This is a genomic window from Kibdelosporangium aridum (genome assembly GCF_900176515.1).
Lineage (GTDB): Bacteria > Actinomycetota > Actinomycetes > Mycobacteriales > Pseudonocardiaceae > Kibdelosporangium > Kibdelosporangium aridum.
The window spans coordinates 220,237-243,180 of record NZ_FWXV01000007.1 but is presented as its reverse complement, the minus strand read 5'-3'; the positions used below and the strand labels follow the sequence as shown (position 1 = coordinate 243,180).

19 protein-coding genes and 1 pseudogene are annotated in these 22,944 nt (G+C 66.9%); 16 read left to right on the top strand and 4 right to left on the bottom strand.

The annotated features are described in order from the left end of the window. Genes B9C43_RS34625 through B9C43_RS34595 form a run of 7 tightly spaced genes read left to right on the top strand, consistent with a single transcriptional unit; the run spans position 1 to position 6,349 of the window. Entirely contained in the window at positions 1–927 is a 927-nt protein-coding gene (locus B9C43_RS34625) for an alpha/beta hydrolase family protein (RefSeq protein WP_084430972.1), read from the top strand. Next, the gene (locus tag B9C43_RS34620) at positions 924–1,685 is read left to right on the top strand and encodes an ABC transporter ATP-binding protein (RefSeq protein WP_084430971.1); all 762 of its coding nucleotides are present in this window, start codon (positions 924–926) and stop codon (positions 1,683–1,685) included. The genes B9C43_RS34625 and B9C43_RS34620 overlap by 4 nt, the downstream gene beginning before the upstream one ends. Continuing rightward, a complete protein-coding gene (locus tag B9C43_RS34615) occupies positions 1,682–2,380 on the top strand; it encodes an ABC transporter ATP-binding protein (RefSeq protein ID WP_084430970.1) in 699 nt (232 codons plus the stop codon). Before B9C43_RS34620 ends, B9C43_RS34615 begins: the two co-directional genes overlap by 4 nt. Beyond that, positions 2,377–3,228, top strand: a complete 852-nt coding sequence (locus tag B9C43_RS34610; protein WP_084430969.1) for a branched-chain amino acid ABC transporter permease — start codon at positions 2,377–2,379, stop codon at positions 3,226–3,228. The genes B9C43_RS34615 and B9C43_RS34610 overlap by 4 nt, the downstream gene beginning before the upstream one ends. A gap of 1 nt (position 3,229) precedes the next feature. Beyond that, a complete protein-coding gene (locus B9C43_RS34605) occupies positions 3,230–4,216 on the top strand; it encodes a branched-chain amino acid ABC transporter permease (RefSeq protein ID WP_084430968.1) in 987 nt (328 codons plus the stop codon). Then, complete coding sequence (locus B9C43_RS34600) at positions 4,213–5,511, top strand: ABC transporter substrate-binding protein (protein ID WP_084430967.1); 1,299 nt, start codon at positions 4,213–4,215, stop codon at positions 5,509–5,511. Before B9C43_RS34605 ends, B9C43_RS34600 begins: the two co-directional genes overlap by 4 nt. A gap of 10 nt (positions 5,512–5,521) precedes the next feature. Continuing rightward, complete coding sequence (locus tag B9C43_RS34595) at positions 5,522–6,349, top strand: alpha/beta fold hydrolase (protein WP_084430966.1); 828 nt, start codon at positions 5,522–5,524, stop codon at positions 6,347–6,349. 297 nt (positions 6,350–6,646) lie between these two features. Here the strand turns inward: B9C43_RS34595 and B9C43_RS58860 are convergent, their stop codons facing one another. Continuing rightward, a complete protein-coding gene (locus B9C43_RS58860; RefSeq protein ID WP_235039027.1) occupies positions 6,647–7,315 on the bottom strand; it encodes a hypothetical protein in 669 nt (222 codons plus the stop codon). Between the two features lie 75 nt (positions 7,316–7,390). After that, the gene (locus B9C43_RS34580) at positions 7,391–7,834 is read right to left on the bottom strand and encodes a Rieske (2Fe-2S) protein (protein WP_084430965.1); all 444 of its coding nucleotides are present in this window, start codon (positions 7,832–7,834) and stop codon (positions 7,391–7,393) included. A 199-nt stretch (positions 7,835–8,033) separates the two neighbouring features. On the opposite strand from B9C43_RS34580, the gene gap reads away from it, so the two are divergent. The 5 genes from gap to B9C43_RS34555 all read left to right on the top strand — a co-directional run bounded on the left by gap (position 8,034) and on the right by B9C43_RS34555 (position 11,861). Next, entirely contained in the window at positions 8,034–9,041 is a 1,008-nt protein-coding gene (gene gap / locus B9C43_RS34575; protein WP_033385852.1) for a type I glyceraldehyde-3-phosphate dehydrogenase, read from the top strand. 9 nt (positions 9,042–9,050) lie between these two features. Next, a complete protein-coding gene (locus tag B9C43_RS34570) occupies positions 9,051–10,274 on the top strand; it encodes a phosphoglycerate kinase (protein ID WP_033385850.1) in 1,224 nt (407 codons plus the stop codon). Between the two features lie 6 nt (positions 10,275–10,280). Further along, positions 10,281–11,066, top strand: a complete 786-nt coding sequence (tpiA, locus tag B9C43_RS34565) for a triose-phosphate isomerase (protein ID WP_084430964.1) — start codon at positions 10,281–10,283, stop codon at positions 11,064–11,066. A gap of 138 nt (positions 11,067–11,204) precedes the next feature. Then, the gene (gene secG / locus B9C43_RS34560) at positions 11,205–11,438 is read left to right on the top strand and encodes a preprotein translocase subunit SecG (RefSeq protein ID WP_033385845.1); all 234 of its coding nucleotides are present in this window, start codon (positions 11,205–11,207) and stop codon (positions 11,436–11,438) included. Positions 11,439–11,519: 81 nt separating this feature from the next. Next, entirely contained in the window at positions 11,520–11,861 is a 342-nt protein-coding gene (locus B9C43_RS34555) for an RNA polymerase-binding protein RbpA (protein WP_033385843.1), read from the top strand. Positions 11,862–11,935: 74 nt separating this feature from the next. On the opposite strand, the gene B9C43_RS34550 is transcribed toward B9C43_RS34555, so the two are convergent. Next, positions 11,936–13,144: a sensor histidine kinase gene (locus B9C43_RS34550; RefSeq protein WP_380141359.1), complete on the bottom strand. Its 1,209-nt coding sequence runs from the start codon at positions 13,142–13,144 to the stop codon at positions 11,936–11,938. Between the two features lie 1,087 nt (positions 13,145–14,231). Here B9C43_RS34550 and B9C43_RS34545 point away from each other — a divergent pair. Both B9C43_RS34545 and pabB read left to right on the top strand, forming a co-directional pair. Continuing rightward, positions 14,232–15,953 (top strand): ABC transporter ATP-binding protein, encoded by a 1,722-nt coding sequence (locus B9C43_RS34545; RefSeq protein ID WP_235039026.1) that lies wholly within the window; start codon positions 14,232–14,234, stop codon positions 15,951–15,953. A 4-nt stretch (positions 15,954–15,957) separates the two neighbouring features. Then, on the top strand, positions 15,958–17,301 hold the full coding sequence (gene pabB / locus B9C43_RS34540) for an aminodeoxychorismate synthase component I (RefSeq protein ID WP_235039025.1): 1,344 nt from the start codon (positions 15,958–15,960) through the stop codon (positions 17,299–17,301). Between the two features lie 98 nt (positions 17,302–17,399). Here pabB and B9C43_RS34535 read toward each other — a convergent pair whose 3' ends face one another. Beyond that, on the bottom strand, positions 17,400–20,741 hold the full coding sequence (locus B9C43_RS34535) for a phosphodiester glycosidase family protein (RefSeq protein WP_084430960.1): 3,342 nt from the start codon (positions 20,739–20,741) through the stop codon (positions 17,400–17,402). A gap of 150 nt (positions 20,742–20,891) precedes the next feature. On the opposite strand from B9C43_RS34535, the pseudogene B9C43_RS58855 reads away from it, so the two are divergent. Both B9C43_RS58855 and B9C43_RS58850 read left to right on the top strand, forming a co-directional pair. Next, positions 20,892–21,941 (top strand): annotated as a pseudogene (locus tag B9C43_RS58855) (glycerophosphodiester phosphodiesterase family protein); the annotation flags it as partial. Next, entirely contained in the window at positions 21,927–22,943 is a 1,017-nt protein-coding gene (locus B9C43_RS58850) for a glycerophosphodiester phosphodiesterase family protein (RefSeq protein ID WP_235039055.1), read from the top strand. The pseudogene B9C43_RS58855 and the gene B9C43_RS58850, both read left to right, overlap by 15 nt. Position 22,944: the final 1 nt, after the last annotated feature.

Here is a 22,944-nt window from a genome sequence, read left to right as displayed (position 1 = left end):
ATGCGAAGAGGCGTTCGGATCCTGACCGGACTGACCATTGCCCCAGTAATCGGCGCAGTCGTTGCCGCCGGAGTCCCTGCCACCGCCCTCGGCGCAGTCGTCACCGGTACTCCCACCACCGCCATCGGCGCCGTCGAACTCAGTGCTGAAAACCCCTATGAACGCGGCCCTGACCCGACCGAGAGCAGCATTGAAGCTTCTCGCGGTCCGTTCTCGGTCTCCCAGACGACCGTGTCACGGTTGTCGGCAACCGGCTTCGGTGGCGGCACGATCTACTACCCGACGAGCACCAGCGAGGGCACGTTCGGTGCGCTCGCCATCTCGCCGGGCTTCACCGCGACCCAGTCCAGCATCTCCTGGATGGGTCCTCGCCTTGCCTCCCAAGGGTTCGTGGTGATCACCATCGACACACTGTCCACTCTCGACCAACCGGACAGCCGTGGTGATCAGCTGCGGGCCGCGCTGACGTACCTGACTCAGCGCAGCACGGTCCGCACGCGCATCGACGCCTCCCGCCTCGCTGTGGCCGGGCACTCGATGGGCGGCGGCGGTTCCCTTGAGGCAGCGGCAGACCAGCCGACGCTGCAGGCGGCGATCCCGATCGCGGCGTGGAACACCCAGAAGACGTGGTCGACCCTGCGGGTGCCGACGTTCGTCATCGGCGGCGAGAGCGACTCCGTCGCGCCTGTCGCGTCGCACTCGATCCCGTTCTACACCTCGATTCCGGCGTCGGCCGAGAAGGCGTACATGGAGCTGGACAACGCCAGCCACTTCTTCCCGCAGACGCCCAACACCACGATGGCCAAGTACATGATCTCGTGGCTCAAACGGTTCGTCGACAACGACACCCGCTACGAGCAGTTCCTCTGCCCGGCTCCGAACGACCGGGAGATCTCCGACTACCGGGACACCTGCCCACACTCATGATCGAACTGCTCAGCATCGAGAAAGTGACGGTGCGCTTCGACGGCCTGGTCGCGTTGCGAGACGTGAGCCTGGCCGTCGAAGACGGCACCGTCCTCGGCGTCATCGGCCCGAACGGCGCGGGCAAGACCACCCTGTTCAACGTCGTCAGCGGGTTGGTCCGGCCGCAAAGCGGCACGATCCGCTGGTGCGGCACGCAACTGCATGGCCATCGGCCGGACTCGTTGGCCAGCATGGGGATCAGCCGGACCTTGCAAGGCCTCGGGCTGTTCCCAGGCATGTCCGTACTGGACAACGTGCTGGTCGGAGCGGGGCCGCTGGCCCGGTCTGGTCCACTGTCGACACTCCTCGGACTGCGCCGCGCGGCACGGGACGAAGCCGAGTTACGCGACCGGGCGATGGAAACGCTGGAGGGCTTGGGCATCGCGGGCGTGCACGCCGCGATGCCCAGTTCATTGCCATACGGGATCCGCAAACGCGTGGCACTCGCCCGTGCACTGGTCGCGGAGCCTCGACTGCTCCTGCTCGACGAACCAGCCAGCGGCCTGGCCGCCGATGAGATCGACGAACTGGAGGAGCGGATCACCGCGCTGTCCACGCGATGCGCGGTCGTGGTGGTCGAGCACAACATCGACTGGGTGATGCGGGTCTGCTCGCGGGTCGTGGTGCTGGACTTCGGCGAGGTGATCGCGGCCGGACGGCCCGCGTACATCCAGAACGACCAGCGCGTGATCGACGCCTACCTGGGGGTCCCGGCGTGACGCTGTCGCTGTCCTCAGTGGTCACCAAGTACGGTGCCGTGCGCGCTTTGAACGGCGTGGACCTCTCGGTGCCCGACGGGACGCTGACCGCTGTCCTCGGCGCGAACGGCGCCGGCAAGACGACCCTGTTACGGACGATCAGCGGCCTGGTGGCGCCGTCCTCGGGGTCGATCACGTTCGACGGCACCGAGATCACCGGGCTTCCCGCCGACCGGATCGCGCGGATGGGGCTCGGCCACGTCCCGGAACACGGCGGCGTGATCAGGGAGCTGACCGTGCGGGAGAACCTCCGGCTCGGCGGGCTGTGGTGCCGCAATCCGGCGTTCGACGAGGTGCTGGACCTGTTCCCGCCGCTGACCGACAAACTGGGACGGCAGGCGAGCACGTTGTCCGGTGGGGAACGGCAAATGCTCGCGATCGGCCGTGCCTTGATGGGCAAGCCGCGCGTTCTGCTGCTGGACGAGCCGTCACTGGGGTTGGCGCCGTTGGTGACCGCGGCGATCATGCGCGTCCTGCGTGATCTGCGGGACCGCACGGGATTGACCGTGCTGCTGGTGGAACAAAACGCGCGAAGTGCCTTGTCCGTGGCCGAACGGGCTTACGTACTGGCGCTCGGTGCGGTGGCGCTGGACGGATCGGCCGAGTCGATCTCGGTGGAGGCGTTGCACGAGGCCTACTTGGGAGTGAACCGGTGAGCACCTGGTGGACGCTGACTGTCGGCGGCCTGGCGAGCGGAGCGGTGTACGCGGCTCTGGGGCTGTCGCTCGTGATCATCTTCCGGGCGACCCGGGTGGTGAACTTCGCCCAGCCCGCGCTGGCGTTGCTGTCGACGTACTTCGCCTTCACCGTCAACCAGATCACCGGAACGTACTGGCTCGGCTTCGCGGTGGCGATCGTCGCGGGAGCCGTGCTCGGCGCACTGAGCGATCGGTTGCTCATTCGTCCGGCCCGTGCGCACGGCGAACTCGGCTCGGTGATCGTCACCCTCGGGCTTTTGCTGGTCGTGCAAGCGATTGCGGGCATGATATGGACGAGCGAGCCGCGGTCCTTCGGCTACGCCTTCGACTTCCGGGGATTGTTCTCCGCGGCCAGCGTTTTCGCGGTTCTGGTCGTACTTGTCACCGCAGCCGGTGTCTTGCTGTTGTTCAAGTTCACGTCGTTGGGTTTGCGGATGCGTGCCGCGGCATTCGCGCCAGAAGCCGCCGCTTTGGCCGGTGTGCGCGTCGGGCTGATGGTCACCGCGGGCACGGCGTTGGCCGCGGCGGTCGGCGCGCTCGCCGGTTTGCTTGCTGTGCCGCCTCTTCTGTATCCGACCGTGCTGGACGGGATCTTCGTGTACTCGCTGACGGCCGCTGTCGTCGGTGGCCTGGACAACCCGATCGGCACGGTCATCGCCGGATTCGGAACCGGCATAGGACTGTCCTATGTGTCCGGATACCTCGGACCCGAACTCGTCACGCTCGCATCGCTCGCGATTCTCGTGGTGGTGCTGAGCGTGCGTCCCCACGGCTTGTTCGGGCGCGGCCTGGCGAGGAGGGTGTGAGATGAGCCTATTGCTGCGGCACGTCCTCTTTGCCTTGGCGGCCCTGGCCGCAGTCGTTCTTGTGACGATGGTGGTCGACCCGTTCACCAACGTGCGCATCGCGACGGTCGGCTACTACCTTGTCGCGGTCGCGGGTCTGACGCTCCTGACTGGCGGCAATGGTCAGATCTCGTTGGGACACGGCGCTTTCATGTTCATCGGCGCGTACACGGTCGGCCTCCTGGTGATCTATGTGCCGTCGTTGCCGTTCTGGGTGGACCTCCTGCTGGCGGGCGTCACGGCGGGGCTCGCGGGCATGCTCACCGGCGCCGCGGCCGCGCGACTGCACGGTCCTTACCTGGCTGGCGCGACCCTGGGTTTGGCTGTCGGGTTACCGGCGATCACTCAGCGGTTCCCGGATTTCCTCGGTGGCAGCAACGGTTTGGCGTTCACAGTGAACAGTCTGCCTGTGGGGCTTGAGGTTTCGCAGACCCAGTGGCAGGCGTGGGTCGTGTGGACGACCGCCCTGCTTGTGCTGGTTCTGCTCGCGAACGTGGTCCGCGGCCGGTTCGGCCGGCTGCTGCGCGCCGTCCGTGACGACGAAGTTGCCGCCGCTGTTTCCGGCATCCACATTGGACGAACCAAGATCATGGCTTTCCTGCTGAGCTCGGCATGTGGTGGGCTGGCCGGCGGATTGCAGGCCTTCTTGCTCGGCACGGCCGCACCCGGCTCGTTCAGCGTCGCGTTGTCCTTGTCGTTGTTGGCCGCCATGGTGCTCGGCGGAGTCGGCAGCCTATGGGGTGCCTTGTGGGGTGCGCTGGCGTTGGTTTACGTGCCCGCGTGGGCCAACGACGTGACCCACTCGCTGGATCTGAGCACCAACATCACCCAGAACTTGCCGCTCGCGGTGTTCGGCGCCGTGCTCGTCGTGGTGGTGCTCGTGTTCCCGCGCGGCATCCATGGCGCTGTGGCCCGGTTGTGGCAGTCGATCCGGAAGGGAAGACCATGAGAACACTGATCCTGGTGTCGTTGCTGTTACTCAGTGCCTGTGCGGGCGCGGGTGAACGGCCCGCCGGCGGTGGTGCGGCGTCTGGCGACTCGGCGCCAGGCGTCACCGGCGACACCGTCGTGATCGGCACACACCAGCCGCTGACCGGGCCCGCCGCCCCCGGGTACAGCCGCATCTCGGTCGCCGCCAAAGCGATGTACAGCTATATCAACGACAAGGGCGGCATCCACGGCCGCAAGATCGACTACCGCGTCGAGGACGACGGCTACAACCCGACCCGCACGGTCGAAGTCGTCAAGAAACTCGTGCTGCAGGACCAGGTGTTCGCCATCGTCGGCGGCCTCGGCACCCCGACGCACTCCAAAGTGGTCGAGTACCTGAACACCGAGGGCGTGCCTGACGTGCTCGTCTCGTCCGGCGCGCTGATGTGGGACGACCCGGCGAGCAAGCAGACGTTCGGATTCCAGGTCGACTACACCCGCGAGGGCAGGATCCAGGGCAAGTACATCGCGGATCAGTTGCCGGGCAAGAAGGTCGGCCTGCTGTTCCAGAACGACGACGTGGGCCGCGACGCGCAGAAGGGCCTTGACCAGTTCATCGCCGACCGGACCGTGACCCGCCAGGCCTACGACCCGGCGAACACCGACGTGCTGCCGCAGGTGAACGCCCTGAAGTCGGCGGGCGCGGAAATCGTGGTGTGCTCGTGTGTTCCGGCGTTCACCGCGCTGTCGATCCTCACCGCGGCCAGGCTTGGTTACCAGACACAGTTCGTCGTCAGCAGCATCGGCGCCGACCCCGCGACACTCACAGGACTGCTGCAGGACTTCGCGAAACGCGGCGGGACCGAGGTTTCCGCCCCCGCGTTGCTGAACGGCATGATCGGCACGGGCTACCTGCCCGACGCGGGTCGTACCGACGATCCGTGGATCCAACTGTTCCGCGAGGTGCACGCCAAGTACATGCCGAACGAGCCGCTGACCAACACCGTCATTTTCGGCATGGCGCAGGCGTACACGTTCGCGCAGGCACTCAAGCTCACCGGCCGGGACCTGACCCGCGCCAAACTCGTCCAGGCCATGGAGTCCGGGCAGATCAACGGTCCCGGCGTGACGCCGTTCGGGTTCTCCGCGCAGTCGCATTCCGGGTACACCGGTGCGTACGTCTTCCAGGTCAACCCGGACAGCACGACCCGGGAGATCCAGCCACCGATGACCACCGACCGCGAGCAGGGCGCGATCATCCCGGCGCCCACGGCACGCAAATCACCCGCGGAGGTCGCTCTCGTCGGACCATAAGATTCGGGATGTGCCGAATTACGTTGCCGCAGATGGCGTGTCCTTGCACTACGACGTTCTAGGGGAGGGCGGTCCCGTCGTCACGCTTGCCGGTGGGGCCGCACGGCACCCGAGTTACCTGGGCGACTTGGCCGGGCTGAGCGGGCTCGTCGTGCCGCACCTTCGCGGCGTGGGTCAGTCACCGTCCGGCGGCGCTGGTTCGTACTGGGCTCAGGCGTCCGACGTGGATGCCCTGCGGTCACAACTTGGCGTCGAGCGGCTGGTCATCGTCGCGCACTCGGCGGGTACGCGGCTGGCGATCTCGTACGCCGCTCAGTTCCCGTCGCGGGTCGAACGCCTGGTGCTGATCACTCCGCCGGCAACCTATTTGATATCTGATCCGTCGGACGCGGCGAAGCTGATCGACGCCAGGCGCGGCGACCCGGCGTTCGACACCGCTCTGCAGGCGTTCGAAGCGGGCCCTGACGTGTCCGATGACGACGCGTTCAACGCCTGGAACCGTGCCACCGCGCCTATCGGATATAGGAAATGGGATGTTGCCGAACAGCGGCACGCCGCGATCGGCCGCTGGGACCTCGCGGCGGCACAGGACTACTTCAGCGTCCAGCCGCCCGCCGACCTGCCGTCCAGGCTTGGCGCGGTGACCGCGCCGACGCTCGTCATCGCCGGTGACTCGGATTGCCTGACGGGATTCGCGCCGGTGATCGCGCTTGCCGACCTGTTCCCGCACGGCGAGGTCGCGGTGATCGAGGAGTGCGGGCACTACCCGTGGATCGAGCAGCCCGCCGAGTTCCGGCGGGCCGTGGACGAGTTCCTAGCGCGGCCACCACGGACTTGAGCCGACAATTCGTGACGTCGGCTGATCGGGATGCAGGCCGAGCCTGCGCAACCCATCCGCTGTGACAGAGATGGCGCACCAACAGGTCGGACCTTGCGGATCGGCGACGCGCATCACGTCGATGCGGACCTCGTCGTCTCGGAACGGGAACCAGTCCATGCCGCGGTCAAGCAGTCAAAGCGACAGTGCGCGCCGCGTCCAGTACCCGCCTTCGTTCCGGAACGACAAGATGCGTACCCATTCCATGGCGTGCACGATAACGCCAGGGGACGCGGTCTTGGTGAGCGGTTTTCCCGCCTACGGGGGTGGGAACTGGGCTGCGATGTCAGCCGCCGCGTTCAGAGCTTCGTCAGTGGGTCGCCCGCTGACGGGTTCTGCTTCGGCGATCACCACCAGCGCGCCGGAACGACGTGACGCGTAGTGCTGCCCAGTCGGCTTCGGTGAGCCAGCAACGGGCGTCACGCAACCCGTGCCGTACTTGTCCGCGAGACGACGAAGGCCTTGTGCCGAAGTGGTTTTCGGCATCCGTACCCACGCGACCATCACGGCTAGCGAGCTGCCGTCGTCATCCGTGAGATGAACGAGCATCCGATCGAGGGACTTGCACGGGTTCCGCAAGAAGAATTGCTGGACTTCGCCGTAGGACTGCGGCCCGCAGCGCAGTTGCTGTTTCGCCAGACGCTTGACCGATTTCCAGGACATCCGCCGCCAAGCCTCGTCATGGCGTCCTTTGCGGGCGGAGTCCTTGCTGCTTTTCGCGCGAACGCGGATCGCTTGCGCCGCACCTGATCCAGTGGACGAACCGGCGGAGACCGCGGCAGTTGAGGCACCGGCGCCGCCGGTCGCGGCACCTGCGCCCACCGCGATCACGCCGGCGGCGGCGAGCGCCACCACCGCACCGCTCTTGGATTTCTTGCCGTTCAGCGGACGGACGACGCCATTTTTGTCCGTGAAGAACCCCGGCATCTCGCATACCTCCCCAAGCTGCGAAACACCGGACGCTATCGGTCACTCAGCGTCGTCACATCCGCCGAACAGGTCTCATGCGGTGACGATCGAGTCGCCGTTGATCTTCACAGCGACTGGGGTCAGGCCGGTCGTGGCCGGTCCCTTCTGCACGTCACCGTTCGAAGCGTTGAACACGCTGCCGTGGCCGGGGCACGTGATGGTGCTGCCCGACGGCGCGGAGACCGTGACGCCCGCGTGCGGGCACACGGGGTCGAAGCCGCGGACTTCGTTCTCGGTCGGTCGTACGAGCAGGACTTTGCCTGGGCCGCCGTTGACTATCGTGCCGCCGCCGACTGGGACGTCGGCGAGCTTGGCCAGCGGTGTGCCACCGCCTCCGGCCGTACCGCCACCGCCGGTGGAGGCGGGTGGCGTGGCGGGCGGTGTGTCAGTGGAGGACGAGCAGGCGGCGAGCGAGACCGGCGCGACCAGACCGGCTAGCAGGCCGCACACGACCGTGCGGCGAGTGGGGTCCGGCAAGAGATGCCTCCAAAAGGTGGTGGGTAGGCGTCCGGGTTGTTATCGGAAGATCACGCCGCCCGCGGATATCCGGTTCAACCATCCGGGTTCTGATTCGATAAAGTGACGCGGTCGGCACTGTGGCAATGGCGCCAGGACCAGGGCAGTAGTGTTGGTTCGCCCGACTCACCCCTGACAGCACGAACTCAAGGAGCTCACCGTGACGGTCCGAGTAGGTGTCAACGGTTTCGGCCGGATCGGCCGGAACTTCTGGCGCGCCGTTCAGGCGAGCGGCCACGACATCGAGATTGTGGCGTTCAACGACCTGGGCGACGTGGCCACCATGGCCCACCTCCTGAAGTACGACAGCATCCTCGGCAGGCTCTCGGAGGACGTGAGCGTGTCCGACGAGGGCATCGTCGTCGGCGGCAAGACCATCAAGGCCCTGGCCGAGCGCGACCCCGGCAAGCTGCCGTGGAAGGACCTCGGCGTGGACGTCGTGGTCGAGTCCACCGGCTTCTTCACCAACGCCGCCGACGCCCGCAAGCACGTCGACGAGGGCGGCGCCAAGAAGGTCATCATCTCCGCCCCGGCCAAGGGCGAGGACCTCACGGTCGTGCTCGGTGCGAACGAGGACAAGTACGACGGCTCGCAGGTCGTCATCTCCAACGCCTCCTGCACCACCAACTGCCTGGCCCCGCTGGCCAAGGTCCTGCACGACACCTTCACCGTCGAGCGCGGCCTGATGACCACCATCCACGCGTACACGCAGGACCAGAACCTGCAGGACGCGCCGCACAAGGACCTGCGCCGCGCCCGCGCTGCCGCGCTGAACGTCGTCCCGACGTCCACCGGTGCGGCCAAGGCCATCGGCCTGGTGCTGCCGGAGCTCAACGGCAAGCTCGACGGTTACGCGCTGCGCGTGCCGGTGCCGACCGGTTCGGCCACCGACCTCACGGTCACCGTCGGCCGCGACACCACCGTCGACGAGGTCAACGCCGCGTTCAAGGCGGCCGCTGAGGGTGGGCTGAAGGGCATCCTTCGCTACAACACCGACCCGATCGTGTCGGCCGACATCGTCACCGACCCGGCGTCCTGCATCTACGACGCGCCGCTGACCAAGGTCATCGGCAACCAGGTCAAGGTCGTCGGCTGGTACGACAACGAGTGGGGTTACTCCAACCGCCTCGCGGACCTGGTCACCCTGGTCGCCTCGAAGATCGGCTGACGTACAGAGATGAAGACCCTGGCTGATTTGCTGGCCGAGGGTGTGTCAGGTCGGCGCGTGCTCGTGCGTGCCGACCTGAACGTCCCTCTGGACGGCGAGACGATCACCGACGACGGCCGTGTCCGTGCGTCGCTGCCCACCATCCAGCAGCTCACGGGCGCGGGCGCGCGGGTCGTTGTCACCGCGCACCTCGGCCGCCCCAAGGGCGAGCCGGACCCGAAGTTCTCCCTCAAGCCCGTGGCCAAGCGGCTGGGTGAGCTGCTCGGCAAGGACGTCAAGCTGGCCGCGGACGTCACCGGCGAATCGGCCAAGGCGACCGTCGGGTCCCTGGCCGACGGCGACGTCGCGTTGCTGGAGAACATCCGCTTCGACGCGCGCGAGACCAGCAAGGACGAAGCCGAGCGGGGCGCGCTGGCCGACGAGCTGGCGCAGTTCGCCGACGCGTTCGTGTCCGACGGCTTCGGCGTCGTGCACCGCAAGCAGGCGTCGGTGTTCGACGTGGCCAAGCGCCTTCCGCACTACGCGGGCGGCCTGGTGCTCGCCGAGGTCGAGGTCCTGCACAAGCTGACCGCCTCCGGCGGAGCCGGAAATCAGGCCACAGGCACCGAGCGGCCATACGTTGTGGTGCTCGGTGGCGCGAAGGTCTCCGACAAGCTCGGCGTCATCGCCAACCTGCTGACCAAGGTCGACCGGCTGCTCATCGGCGGCGGCATGGCGTACACGTTCCTCAAGGCCCAGGGCCACGAGGTCGGCCAGTCGCTGCTCCAGGAAGACCAGCTCGACCAGGTGCGTGGCTTCCTCGAGGACGCCGAGAAGCGCGGCGTCGAGCTGCTGCTGCCGGTGGACGTGCTGGCCGCGACCGAGTTCGGGCCGGACGCGCCGCACGAGGTCGTCGCCGCGACCGAGATCCCGGCCGACCGGCAGGGCCTGGACATCGGCCCGAAGACGCGTGAGCTGTTCGCGTCGAAACTGGCCGACGCGGCCACCGTGTTCTGGAACGGCCCGATGGGCGTGTTCGAGTTCGAGGCGTTCGCAGGCGGCACCCGCGCCGTGGCGCAGGCGCTGGTCGACAGCAAGGCGTTCAGCGTGGTCGGCGGCGGTGACTCCGCTGCGGCCGTACGCCAGCTCGGCCTGCCCGAGGACGGTTTCTCACATATCTCGACCGGCGGCGGCGCGTCGCTGGAGTTCCTCGAGGGCAAGCAATTGCCCGGCGTCCAGGTTCTGGAGGACTGACCCGACATGGCTCGCACGCCGCTGATCGCCGGCAACTGGAAGATGAACCTCAACCACCTCGAGGCCATCGCGCTGGTGCAGAAGATCGCGTTCTCGCTGCCGGAGAAGTACTACGCCAAGGTGGAGGTCGCGGTCCTGCCGCCGTTCACCGCGATCCGCGCTGTGCAGAACGTGATCGAGGGCGACAAGCTCCAGATCAAGCACGGGGCGCAGGACCTCGCCCCGCACGAGTCGGGCGCCTACACCGGCGACATCTCCGGCCCGATGCTGGCCAAGCTGGGCTGCCAGTACGTCGTGGTCGGGCACTCCGAGCGCCGCGAGTACCACGAGGAAAGCGACGAGCTGATCAACAAGAAGGTCAAGCAGGCCCTCAAGCACGGCATCACGCCCATCCTGTGCGTCGGCGAGAAGCTCGACGTGCGGGAGGCCGCTGGGCACGTGAACCACTGCAACGAGCAGCTCGTCGCCGACCTCAAGGGCCTCAAGGCCGAGCAGGTCGAGAAGATCGTCATCGCATACGAGCCCGTGTGGGCGATCGGCACCGGCAAGGTGGCCACCCCGGCGGACGCGCAGGAAGTCTGCGGTGCGCTGCGCAAACAGCTCGAAGAGAAATACGGCGCCGAGGTCGCGACGAAGGTGCGCGTCCTCTACGGCGGGTCAGTGAAGTCGAGCAACGTCTCCGACCTGATGGCCCAGCCGGACATCGACGGTGCCCTGGTCGGCGGCGCGAGCCTGGACGGCGAGGAGTTCACCAAGCTCTCCGCGATGGCCGCGGGCGGTCCGTTCGTCTGAATCTCGTTCGATCGGGGAACTGAACCGGCGAACCGACTGTTTACGTGACACAAGCGTTGGGTCTTTACACGGCCCGTGGTCAAAGCGGGACACGTACGAGGTAATCTGTGATTCCTGCCGTGCGACAGCGAGGATGAAATGGAACTGGCTCTGCAAATCGGTTTGATCGCCACGAGCGTGCTGTTGATCCTCTTGGTGCTGCTGCACCGCGGCCGTGGCGGTGGTTTGTCGTCGCTCTTCGGTGGCGGGATGCAGTCGAGCCTTTCGGGGTCAAGCGTGGTGGAGAAGAACCTCGACCGTGCCACCCTGGTGGTCGGAGTCATCTGGCTGATCTGCATCATCGGGCTCGGGTTGCTGATCAAGATCGCGTGAGTGCCCGCGCGCTGGGGACGTACGAGTGTTCACCGATCAACCATTGCGGGATAGCCGTGTGTGATGGGGGTGTGAGGGCCGATGGCTGGTGGTAACGCGATTCGGGGTACCCGGGTCGGTGCTGGACCGATGGGTGAGTCGGAGCGCGGCGAGTCCGCTCCGCGTCGCCGAGTGTCCTACTGGTGTGCGAACGGGCACGAGTCCCGTCCGTCGTTCGCGGTCGACGCGGAAGAGCCGGAGTCGTGGGATTGCCCGCGCTGCGGCCTGCCGGGTGGCCGTGACCAGCAAGCGCCGCCGAACGCACCCCGGAACGAGCCGTACAAGACTCACCTCGCGTACGTGAAGGAGCGCAGGTCGGACGCTGATGGCGAGGCGATCCTCGCCGAGGCGCTGGCCAAGCTCCGCGCACAGCGCGAAGGCTGAGCCCAGAGACTCAACAACCCTCGTAAGTGCCTGGTGCGGCACCTACGAGGGTTTTGAGCTGTCTGCGGCTTCAGTCAGTTCTCGGTCGGGTAGGTCACGCAGACCCGGAAACCGCCGTCCGGTGTGTGGCCGGCGTGGAACGTACCGCCGAGCAGGACGGCTCGTTCCCGGACACCGAGCAGGCCGTGCCCGCCGGACGGCAGCCGGCTGGAATACGCCATCTCGGGGTCGGCCTGGTCGTTGACCACTTCGACGATCAACGCCGATCCGCAGGGGAACAGCCGGATCACAGCTTTGGCACCCGGCGAGTGTTTGTGGATGTTGGTCAACGCTTCCTGCACGGTCCGGTACGCCGCACGCGAGACCGCGGGCGGCACCGAGTCAGGAACCACCTGTTCGGCCAGCTCGACCGGCACCTCGGAGTTGCGCAGCAACTGCGGCAGCTCCTCCAGTCCCGGATGCACGCCGTCGTCGAACGTGCCCGAACGCAGCACGCCGACCAGGTCACGCAGCTCGTCGAGCGTGCGTTTGCTCAACTGCCTGATGGTGTTCGCGCCTTGCCGGGACTCCTCGTCGTGCGCGGAGACCGCGAGCGCGCCCGCCTGCATGGCGATCAAGGTGACCTGATGGGACACCACATCGTGCATCTCGCGGGCCAAACTGGCGCGTTCCGCGGCGCGGATGGTCTGTTCGTGCAGCCTGCGTTCCCGTTCACGGCTTTCGGCCAGGTCGGCGAGCCGGTCGGAGAGCTGCTTACGCAGGGCCATAAGCAGTCCGAGCGCGATCGGCATACCGGCGACCAAAATGCCGTACAGACCGTTGAGGACATGTTCACGCCAATTCAGGTCGACGAATTCGCTCAGCGGCCACCGGACGTACCGGGACATCCAGACCAGGACCCCGGCAGCCATCGTCTGCCACATCCAGAGCTTGCGCCTGGCCAGCGTGCACAACGCGATCATCGCCGCGAGCTGCGCCCAGCCCGCCAAGAAACCCGGAATGGTGATCAGTACGGCCAAGAAGGGGAACCGTCTGCGCAGCACCATGGCCGTGCAGGCGACGCCGGACAGGACGATCGAGTACGGCTGGGCCTTTTCGGGGATCACCAGCCAGACGTCAGCCACCGCGACGATCACCGCGAGCGCGTCCAACGCCAGGTTTCTGGCGACTGGATGGCGGTGGATCTGTTTGAAGCGGTCAAGGCTGGCGTATGGATTTCGGGCGCGCGTGACCTGGCGGGCCACTTCCCCCGCATGCCCGGCTGTCAAAGTGTGCGTGACCACCGTGGAACCCCTTGGTTTGGCCTGCGTGTCCTCATGGATCGGCAATGGGCTGTCCCCGGTCGCCGCTGACCGAATGGGGGAGCCATCTCCTCGCTGCCGGGGAACGTCGCTCGGGCTTGTGGCCCCGCCATGTTCCTCGGCCGGCCGGTGTCTTTGTCGTGGCATTGGCTCGGCCTCTCTGACGAAAGGTCGTGGGGTGTACGCCCTTCGTCACCTACTTAAGACAGTCCGATCCTCGAACGCGGACGCCCGGTCGGCAAGGAATGTGCAAACGCACATTCTCTATGGACGAACGTCGGTAGCGCGGTGCGTGCAACGTGTGCCGGGTCTCACCCGTTCGTACCCGGACGGGCCCCCATTGCTGCACCTGCAATCGATCGCTGGCAATGGCGGGGTAACCAGTCCGCGGCGGCTCTATCAGCGGAACACTGTCACGAAAGCGGGTATGCGACGGACGTATCCCGCTGAACGGTGTAGCGGGGTGTCGAGCGGCCCGCGACGGGCGACGGGCGCCGGGATGTGGTGACGGCCGCCGGGGGAGGAGTGCCGGGATGTAGTGACGGGTGACGGGCCCCGGAGAGTGGTGCCGGGTACCGGTTGTCGCTGCGCCAACGCGCTGGCGATATTTCCGATCCGAAATCGCCGAGGGTGCCTGGGTCAGGTTTCGGATGCCGGATGCCGGATGCCGGATGCCGGATGCCGGATGCCGGATCCGGGGGCGGGGTGCCGGGCGCAGGATGTGGGGTGCCGGGGTTCCGGGCGCCGGAGTGCGGGGCGCCAGGTGTGGAGTGCCGGGGGTTTTCCGGGCGCCGGTGTGCGGCCGATCTGGTGGTCTGGTGGTTGGGTGGCGAACGACGCTGTCGGCGCGAACGGCCGCTGGATGCCCGGAGCATCTGCCAGTGCATGACTAGCGAAGTTCAGGTTCCTATCCGGTGTAGCCCCTTTGCCCAGCGGCATATCGGATGTTTCGTATCCGATGTTCGACCGGTGGGGCGCGATCGTCCGTTGACCGCCGCCCAAAAGTACGACTCGACGTCATCCTGCGAACCGATGCTGGGGGACATTTCGGGCAGGGAGCATCGGCAACGTGCGGACGTTGCTGGGGTATGCGAAAAGCCATTGGATAGCGCTCACCGTCGGGCTTGTCATCGCGTTGGCGTCGGCGGCGGCGAACTTGGCGCAGCCGTTGGCGACCAAGACGGTCGTCGACGCGCTCGCGGACGGTTCGTCGCTGGCCAGGCCGGTGCTGATCCTGGCGATTCTTGTTGTGGTCGGTTCACTGCTCGCGGGCGTGTACACGTTCCTTCTCGACCGGACGGCCGAGAAGGTCGTGTTCTCGGTGCGCAAGCAGCTCATCGGCAGGTTGCTGCGGCTGCGCATCCCGGAGCTTGACCGCTCGGCGCCCGGCGACCTGACCGCGCGGGTGACGTCGGACAGCACGTTGCTGCAGAGTGCGACCACTCAGGCGTTGATCAGCATTGTCAAGGGCGCGGCCGGTGGGGTTGGCGCGGTCATCGTGATGTTCGCGCTGGACGCCCGCTTGTCCGGGCTGACGCTCGGCGCGCTCGCGCTGGTCGGCATTGTCATCGGCGTCCTGCTGCCGAAGATCCGTCGGGTGATCACGAGGGCACAGGAGGCAGTTGGTGAGGTCGGCGCGGGGCTCGACCGCGCGCTGGGTGCCGCGCGGACGGTGAAGGCCAGCGGCGCGGAAGCCAGGGAAGAGGCGGCGGTCACCGAAGCCGCGCACAAGGCGATGGAGGCCGGGTTCGCGGGCGCGAAGTACAACGCGTTGGTCGGCGGCATCATGAACCTGGCGTTCTCGGTGCCGTTCCTGCTTGTCCTCGGTGCTGGTGGGGCGTGGGCGGCGACCGGGTCGCTCGAGCTCTCGACGTTGATCGCGTTCCTGCTCACCGTCTTCTACATGACCGAGCCGTTGTCCGAGCTGGTCCAGGGCTTCTCCACGCTCCAGCAGGGCCTTGGCGCGGTGAAGCGGATCCACGGAGTCGAAGAGCTGGCCATCGAGACCGACGTCGACGACACGGTCGAGCCGGTGGGCGGCACGGCACCAGGCATCGCGGTGCACAGCGTCAGATTCCAGTACGCCGGCCGGTCGGCCGCGCTCGACGGCGTCTCGTTCGAGGCCCCGGCTGGCGGGCGCACGGCGATCGTCGGTCCGTCCGGAGCGGGCAAGACCACGCTGTTCGCGTTGCTCCAGCGCTTCTACGAGCCGGAAAGCGGCTTGATCACGGTCGACGGCACTGACATCGCCAAGATGCCCCGTGCCGAAGTGCGTCGTCGGATCGGGTACGTCGAGCAGGATGCTCCGGCGTTGTCCGGCACGCTCGAGAGCAACCTCCGTTACGCGGCGCCCGACGCGACCGACGACGACCTGACCGAGGTGCTGCAGGCAACGCGGCTGATGGACCTGGTCGAGCGCTTGCCCGACGGCCTGAACACGATGGTCGGCACCCGAGGCGTCGCGTTGTCGGGCGGTGAACGTCAACGGCTCGCGATCGCACGCGCGCTGCTCCGACGGCCTCAGGTGCTCCTGATGGACGAGGCGACGTCGCAACTCGACGCACGTAACGAGGTCGCGCTGCGTGAGGCGGTCGACCAGGCCGCCGAGCGGTGCACGGTGTTGCTCATCGCGCACCGCCTGTCGACAGTGGTCTCCGCCGACCAGATCGTCGTCCTCGAACGAGGGAGGGTCGTCGCCACCGGCACGCATGACCAGCTGCTCGAGGCCTCGCCGCTGTACCGGGAGTTGGCGGCATCACAGCTCCTGGTTCCGGAGGCTGTTGAACAATGACCGGGTGAACATCGCGGTAGCCGAGGTCCAGGTCGTCCGCCTCGGGTCCGCTGTCCCCGCCGAGGCGGCTTTCGACGCGTTGTACCGAGACGCGCCGTACGCCTTCTGGCTGGACTCGGCATCCGGCGCGCGGTTCTCGTTCATGGGCGCGGCGAGCCGGGTGATGCGGGCGTGGCCGGACCGGATCGAGCTCGACGGTGAAGTTCTCCCGCCCGGTGTCTTCGCCTGGCTGGCCGACGCGTTGACCGAACGGGTCGAGGTACCGGACGTGCCGTTCGGCTTCACTCTCGGCTGGGTCGGCTACCTCGGCTACGAGCTGAAGGCCGAGTGCGGCGGCGAGCGAGCGTTCGAGTCCGTCGACCCGGACGCGGTCCTGATGTACGTCGACCGCACGATCGTCTTCGAACAAGACGAGACGTATCTGGTCTCGACCGACCCCGACTGGATCGCCGAGACCGCGGCGTTGCTCGCGGCCTTGCCCAGACCAGAGCCTGCGAGGCCGATCGTGGCCACCAAGGTCCGCGCCCGGCACAGCCGCGACAAGTACGTCAAGATGATCGAGGCCTGCCAGGAAGCGATCCGGGGTGGGGAAAGCTATGAGGTCTGCCTGACCAACATGGTGTCCGCGCAGGCGGACATCGATCCCTGGAACGCGTATCGGTTGCTGCGCGAGCACAGCCCCGCCCCGTACGGTGCTTACCTGAGACTCGGTGACATCGCAGTGCTGAGCTCGTCGCCCGAACGGTTCCTGCAGATTCTCCCTGACGGCACCGTGGAATCACGGCCCATCAAAGGAACCCGGCCGCGCGGCGCGACACAGGCCGAGGACTTGGCGCTGCGCCGGGACTTGGCGACCAACGAGAAGGACCGTGCCGAGAATCTGATGATCGTCGACCTGGTCCGCAACGACCTCGGCAGGCACGCGGTCGTCGGATCCGTCGAGGTGCCCGCGATCTTCCAAGTCGAGACCTACGCGACCGTGCACCAGCTCGTCAGCACGATCCGCGCCCGGCTCCGGCCGGACGTCTCACCGGTCCACTGTGTACAGTCCGCGTTTCCCGGCGGGTCGATGACCGGTGCACCGAAGATCCGGACGATGGAGATCATCGACACGCTGGAGGAAGGACCGCGCGGGGTCTACTCCGGCGTGCTCGGGTACTTCTCGCTGTCCGGGCACGCCGATCTGTCCATTGTGATCCGGACTTTGGTTGTCCGGCAAGGAGAAGTCAGCTTCGGGGTGGGCGGGGCGATCATCGACCCGTCGGACCCCGGCGCCGAGTTCGACGAGACCGTCGTGAAAGCCACGGCGATGCTGCGTGTTCTCGGCGCCGAGTTCCCTGCCGACTAAGGCAACCAGCGCACCGGCCAGTTCAGTGATCGACGGCGTGGCGGCCGCCGCTGCTGGTGCCACCACGCCGATCGAGATCACCGCCGCACAGACAAGCGTCAGGAAGCAGCGCGCAGGGACACCTGAACGGACGAGCGCTGAGTCACACCGTTCACTGTCACCGCGAGCGTGAATGTCCCGGGGCGCAACGCGGTGAGCGTGCCGGTTGCAGGATCGAAGCGCGCGATGTGCCACGGCCGCCAGTCACGCCAGTCGCCGATCAGCACGCTCGGTGAACCGGACCAGTCGTAGCTCACCGGATAGGCGACCGGAACCTTGCGGGTGCCTTGCGTCAGAGTCGCGGTGACCTTCGCGGACTGGCCGAATGCGAGCTCGGTGGGTGCGTCGATGGCCAACGAGTCCACGTGCGGCCTGATCTCCGCGGCGATCCAGTCGCGCCCGCGCTTGTTGTCCACGCCCAGCAGGCTCCAGCCGGTGAAGCCGCCCAATGTCGCGTCACCGCCAGGCGCCTTGCCGGAGTTCCCGTTGATCAGGTAAGGCACACCGTCCACACGGGACGCGTGGAACACGCCAACGTGCGCACCGATGAACGCCGCGCCTTTACCAGTTTCTTGACGGAAATCGCCGAGCCACTGTTCGAGCATGGCGGCTTCCAGCCGGTCGGACAACTGGCTGCCCTTGGCCGGAGTGGGGTCGCGCGGCGGGTGATGTTCCATCACCACAACCGAATTCACCGACTTGTCCGCCTTGGCGCTGTCAAGGGCCTTGCGCAGCAACTCGGTCTGGTCGAAACCGCCGCCCCTGATCGTGCCGGTCGACGAGTCCAGCAGCACGAACCTGGTGCCCTTGTGGTCGAAAGTCTGGTTGGTGACACCGAATTCACGCCGGAAGTTCTCAATCGTGCCCGGTCCCATGATCTCGTGGTTGCCCGGCACGTAGTACCACTTCAGCTCGTCACCGAGTTCTTCGGTGAGGATCTGGTGCGCCAGGGTCAGATCCGCGGGTGCGGCCTCGTCGACGAAGTCACCGTTGATGACAAGGAAATCGGGCTTCTGGGCCTTGATCTCCCGCAACGTCCGGCGTGCCGCCTTCACCAGGTCGCTGTCCGGGTTGCGGGCCACGAACTGGGAATCGGACATCACCGCGAACCGCCACGGCCGGTCGCCCACTGTGCCGTCCTGCACGACAATGCGGTCGGCGACCGTGGTCTCCGCCGGGATCTGCACGTCCGGTGGCACCTTGGCGACGAAGTCGTCGATCAGCACCTCGCCGGTGTACTGGCGGTCCGCCTTGGTCTCGATCGTGTAGAACCTGGTGACTGTCAACGGGAACGCCATCCCCGACGGAACCGCGATCTCCATGTACTTCCAGCCGGTCCACGTGATGTACGGGCCGTAGAGCGATCGCGTCTGGCCCTGGCCGTCGATCACGGTGAAGGCCGTCCACTCGCCCTTTCCGTTGCCGTAGACCCACGCGCCGAGGGCCAGAGGCTGGCCGGGAATCTTGATCGGCTGCGGCGGGATCGCATACGCGGTACGGGTTCCCGTCGACAACGAGAAGTCGTACGACAGCTTCAACCCGCCGCCCGAGTGTCCATTGGGGACAGGAGCGACCGAACCGGTGCCCCGCGCTGAGCCAAAGGTCCATGAAGCGCTGTCGTCGAAGTTCGCGAAGTTGCGCTCTTCCAAGCCGACCGTCACCGGGATCTTGGTCACCTGCTGGCCGACAGTGACCGTGACGACAGCCGAGCCGAGCGGCTTGAGGCCTTTGACCTGCAACGCGCCGTCAGTGGCCGGGGTGATCTCCAGCAACGACCGGTCGTAGTCCAGTTTGAGATCGGCGGGCTCGATCGGCGCGGTGAACCCGTCGTTGTCGTAGCCCACGATGCCGACGTTGCCGGTCGCACCCTCGCCGGCGAGGCTGAGCCGCGAGGTCGTGGGCGTGAGCCTGGCGAGTTGACCGAGCACGGTCAGCTTGACGTCGCCGGAAATCCGTCCATTTCGGGCGGACACCGTCGCTGGACCAGAACGCGTGGCGTGGAAGACACCGTCGCTGCCGATCCAGCCGCCGCCGCTGGCGTGCCAGGTGTGTGAGCCCTGGGCGGGGCCGTAGGTTTCGTCATGTCCGTAGGCGATGAGTTTCCGGGTCAGGCCCGGGAAGACGCGGTCCGGACGGCCACCGGGGATCGGGTCCGCGCCCGGCGCTTTCTCCGGGTCGCTCGCTGTGGTCACCCAGAACCCGCTCAACCGTCCGCTTCCAGCCGGGGCGTACAGCGCGAGTCCGTTGGGAACGGGCCGCTCGGCGCCGTCCGATGGCTTGTTCTCGACGTCGAGCTCGGTCGTGCCCGGTTCGCGGGCGAGCATCGTCGACGAACCACCGCCGTCGAGGTTCAACGCGTTGTACGCGCCCATCTCCTTCAGGATTGCGGCGAGGTCCTTGAGATTGAGCCCAAGCAGGTACGGCGCTTGCCTGCCGTCGACGGTCAGCAGGAACATCTTCTTGCCGTCAGCGGAGAACCCGACCGCGGTACGCGGATGCAACGGGTCGTCTGGTGCGACGATCTGGCCGTTGCGGATCAGCAGCTGATTGCCGCCGATCAGCGCTTTGGGCGAACTTCCGTCGCTCGTGCGCGACGAATACCGCACGTTGACCTTGTCGCCAGGCTTCAGCGCTGACAGCGTGTCCGCGCCGAGTTCACGGCCGACGAGCGCGTAGCCGTTGGCGGGCAACGGGTCCGCGCCGGGCGCTGTGCGGATCTGCGTCACGGTGCCGTCTTGCACGATGACCTCGGCGACACGGGTCGCACCTTGCGTTCCGCGGTCACGTGCGTACGTGCCCCATACCGGGTTGAACACGCCGATGCCGTTGGTGTCGATACGCGCGCTGTTGAGCTGCGTGAGCTTCGTGGTGCCGCTGGGCAGCGTGAGGGTGCCGTCGAAGAACACCTCCATGACGCGGCCGATGCCCGCGGCGTCGATGCCGACCGCCCGGTTGTGCCCGGTGTTCGGCGACTTGACCAGCGTGCCGGACTTGATCCCGGCCCCTTCCGGGGCATTGGAGTTGTTGATGTCGAAGAAGTCACCGTTCACCGCCGCGACCGCACGCTTCGCGCCGGCCTGAGTGGACAGTGGTTCGGCCTTGCTGACCTGGCCGGGGTCGACGTAGTCAACGGTGGTGCCCGCGCTGAGGTCGACGGTCAGCGAGTCACCGCGGATCCAGCCGCCCGCGTCGCCCGGCTCGTACCAGTCGAACGAGCTGAGCGTCACACCCGGTGCGACGGGCCGGTTGATCCGGGATGTCTCGATGCGGTGTGCCGGGTCGACCGCGGTACGCAGCGAGGGCACATCCGGCAGGTCGACGACCGGCGCGGCAACCGCCGGACTGGCCAGACCTACCAGCAGGAATAGAGGTAATGCGGCGACCCGCGGGCGTAAGGACACGGGGACTCCCCGAAGCGCGTGTGAACACTTTACGAGTTGATAGACAACCTCGTCAGTGGTTGCCACCAACACCGCCTTTCGGTGTAGTCCGATGAAAAGTTCAGTGAACCGTCTTGGTTTGTTTTCTTGAGACTGAAACTATCCGCGCCCATGAGCAGAATCTGGCCGAAGAGAGCCGTCGCGGGCTTGGCCGCCACCATGGTGGCCAGCATGTTCGCGGCGCCGGCACAGGCCGACCAGCAGCAACAACGGCGTGGCGATTTCGACCTGCAGGCCCATCGCGGAGGCATCGGCCTGCGGACGGAGAGCTCACTCAGCTCGTTCGGCAACGCGATCCGCCTCGGCGTCAGCACGCTCGAGCTCGATCTGCAGATCACTGAGGATGGTCAGGCCGTCGTCACGCACGACCGCCGGGTCGACGGCCGCAAGTGCGTGGACACGGCACCGGCGACGCCCGGCGACCCGGAGTTCCCGTACGTCGGCAAGTACGTCAACACCTTGACGCTCGCGCAGGTCAAGACGCTCGACTGCGGGTCGAAGACGCTGCCGGACTACCCGAACGCCGTGCCGTCGCCCGGTTCGCGGATGCCGCTGCTGCGCGAGGTCTTCGACCTGGTGAAGCGCTACCGCGCGGACGACGTCAAGCTGAACATCGAGACCAAGGTCGAGGCGGGCGCACCGAGCGAGACCGCGCCGCGCGAGCAGTTCGTCCAGGTGACCACGCGCGAGATCCGGCAGGCCGGGTTCGGCAAGCGGGTGAGCATCCAGAGCTTCGACTGGGGCGCGCTGATGCGGATGCGCCAAGTCGCGCCGGAACTGCCGCTCGTCGCGCTGACCAACTACGACTTCCTGCAGGTCGGCAAGCCGGGCAAGTCGCCGTGGCTCGGCGGTCTGGACATCGACGACTTCGGCGGCGACCCGATCGCCGCGGTCAAGTCGTTCAAGGCGGGCACGTTCTCGCCGGTGCACGGCTTCCCGCAGAACGGCAAGATCTCCGACCCGGACTACAAGCCGTACGTCACCAAGGACATGGTCCGCAACGCGCACCGCAACGGGATCAAGATCGTCCCGTGGACCGTCAACGACGTGCCCACGATGGCCAAGCTGATCGACGACGGCGTGGACGGCATCATCACCGACTACCCGGATCGCTTGCGGGACTTGATGAAGCAGCGTGGGTTCAAACTGCCGCGCGCGTACGCTTCGCCGTTCGACATCCAGGCGCACCGCGGCGGCCGGTCGGTCCGGCCGGAGAACACGCTGGCGGCGTTCGAGTACTCACTCGGCCTGCCCGAGGTGTCCACTCTGGAGCTGGACACAGGCGTGACCGAGGACAACCAGCTGGTCGTCATCCACGACCGGACGGTCAACGGTTCGCACTGCGTCGACACCGCACCGGTCAAGCCGGGCGACCCGGAGTTCCCGTACGTCGGCAAGCAGATCCGTCAGCTGACGCTCGCGCAGATCAAGACGATCGACTGCGGCAGCAAGACCCTGCCGGAGTTCCCGAAGCAGGTGGCCGCGCCCGGCCAGCGCGTCCCGACCCTGGCTGAGGTGTTCGACCTGGTCAAGCGCAGCGGCCGGACCGACATCCGGTTCAACATCGAGACCAAGATCAGCCCGACGGCCAACGACACCGCGCCGTACCAGCAGTTCACCGTTCAGCTGGTCGGAGCGATCGAAAAGGCCGGGATGGCGCGCCGGACGACGATCCAGTCCTTCGACTGGCGGACCATCCGGCTGTCGCGGGCGATCGACCGGCGCATCGAGACGGTCGCTTTGGTCTGGCAGTACGGACCGGACGAGTGCAAGACCGTGGCCGACGAGTGCTCCTTGATGGCGGCCTACGGAGACCCGTCGGTGAAGAGCCCGTGGACAGGCGGCCTCGACTGGTGGCAGTTCCGTGACCTCGGCAAGCTCGTCCGTGCCGCCGGAGCGTCGACGGTCTCGGCGAACTGGCAGGTGCACGACCCGAAGCAGACCAAGGTCCCGTCAGACGACTGGTACCTGCGCACCGACCCGAAGTACTACTTCGGCCCTGACGCGTCGGTGCTGGAGCGCAAGTACGACCTGAAGGTCGTGCCGTACACGGTCAACGACGAGCCGACCATCCAGCGGGTGATCGACCTCGGCGTCACGGGCATCATCTCCGATGACCCGGACGTGCTGATCGCCGTGGCGCGCCGCAACGGCCTGCGCTGAC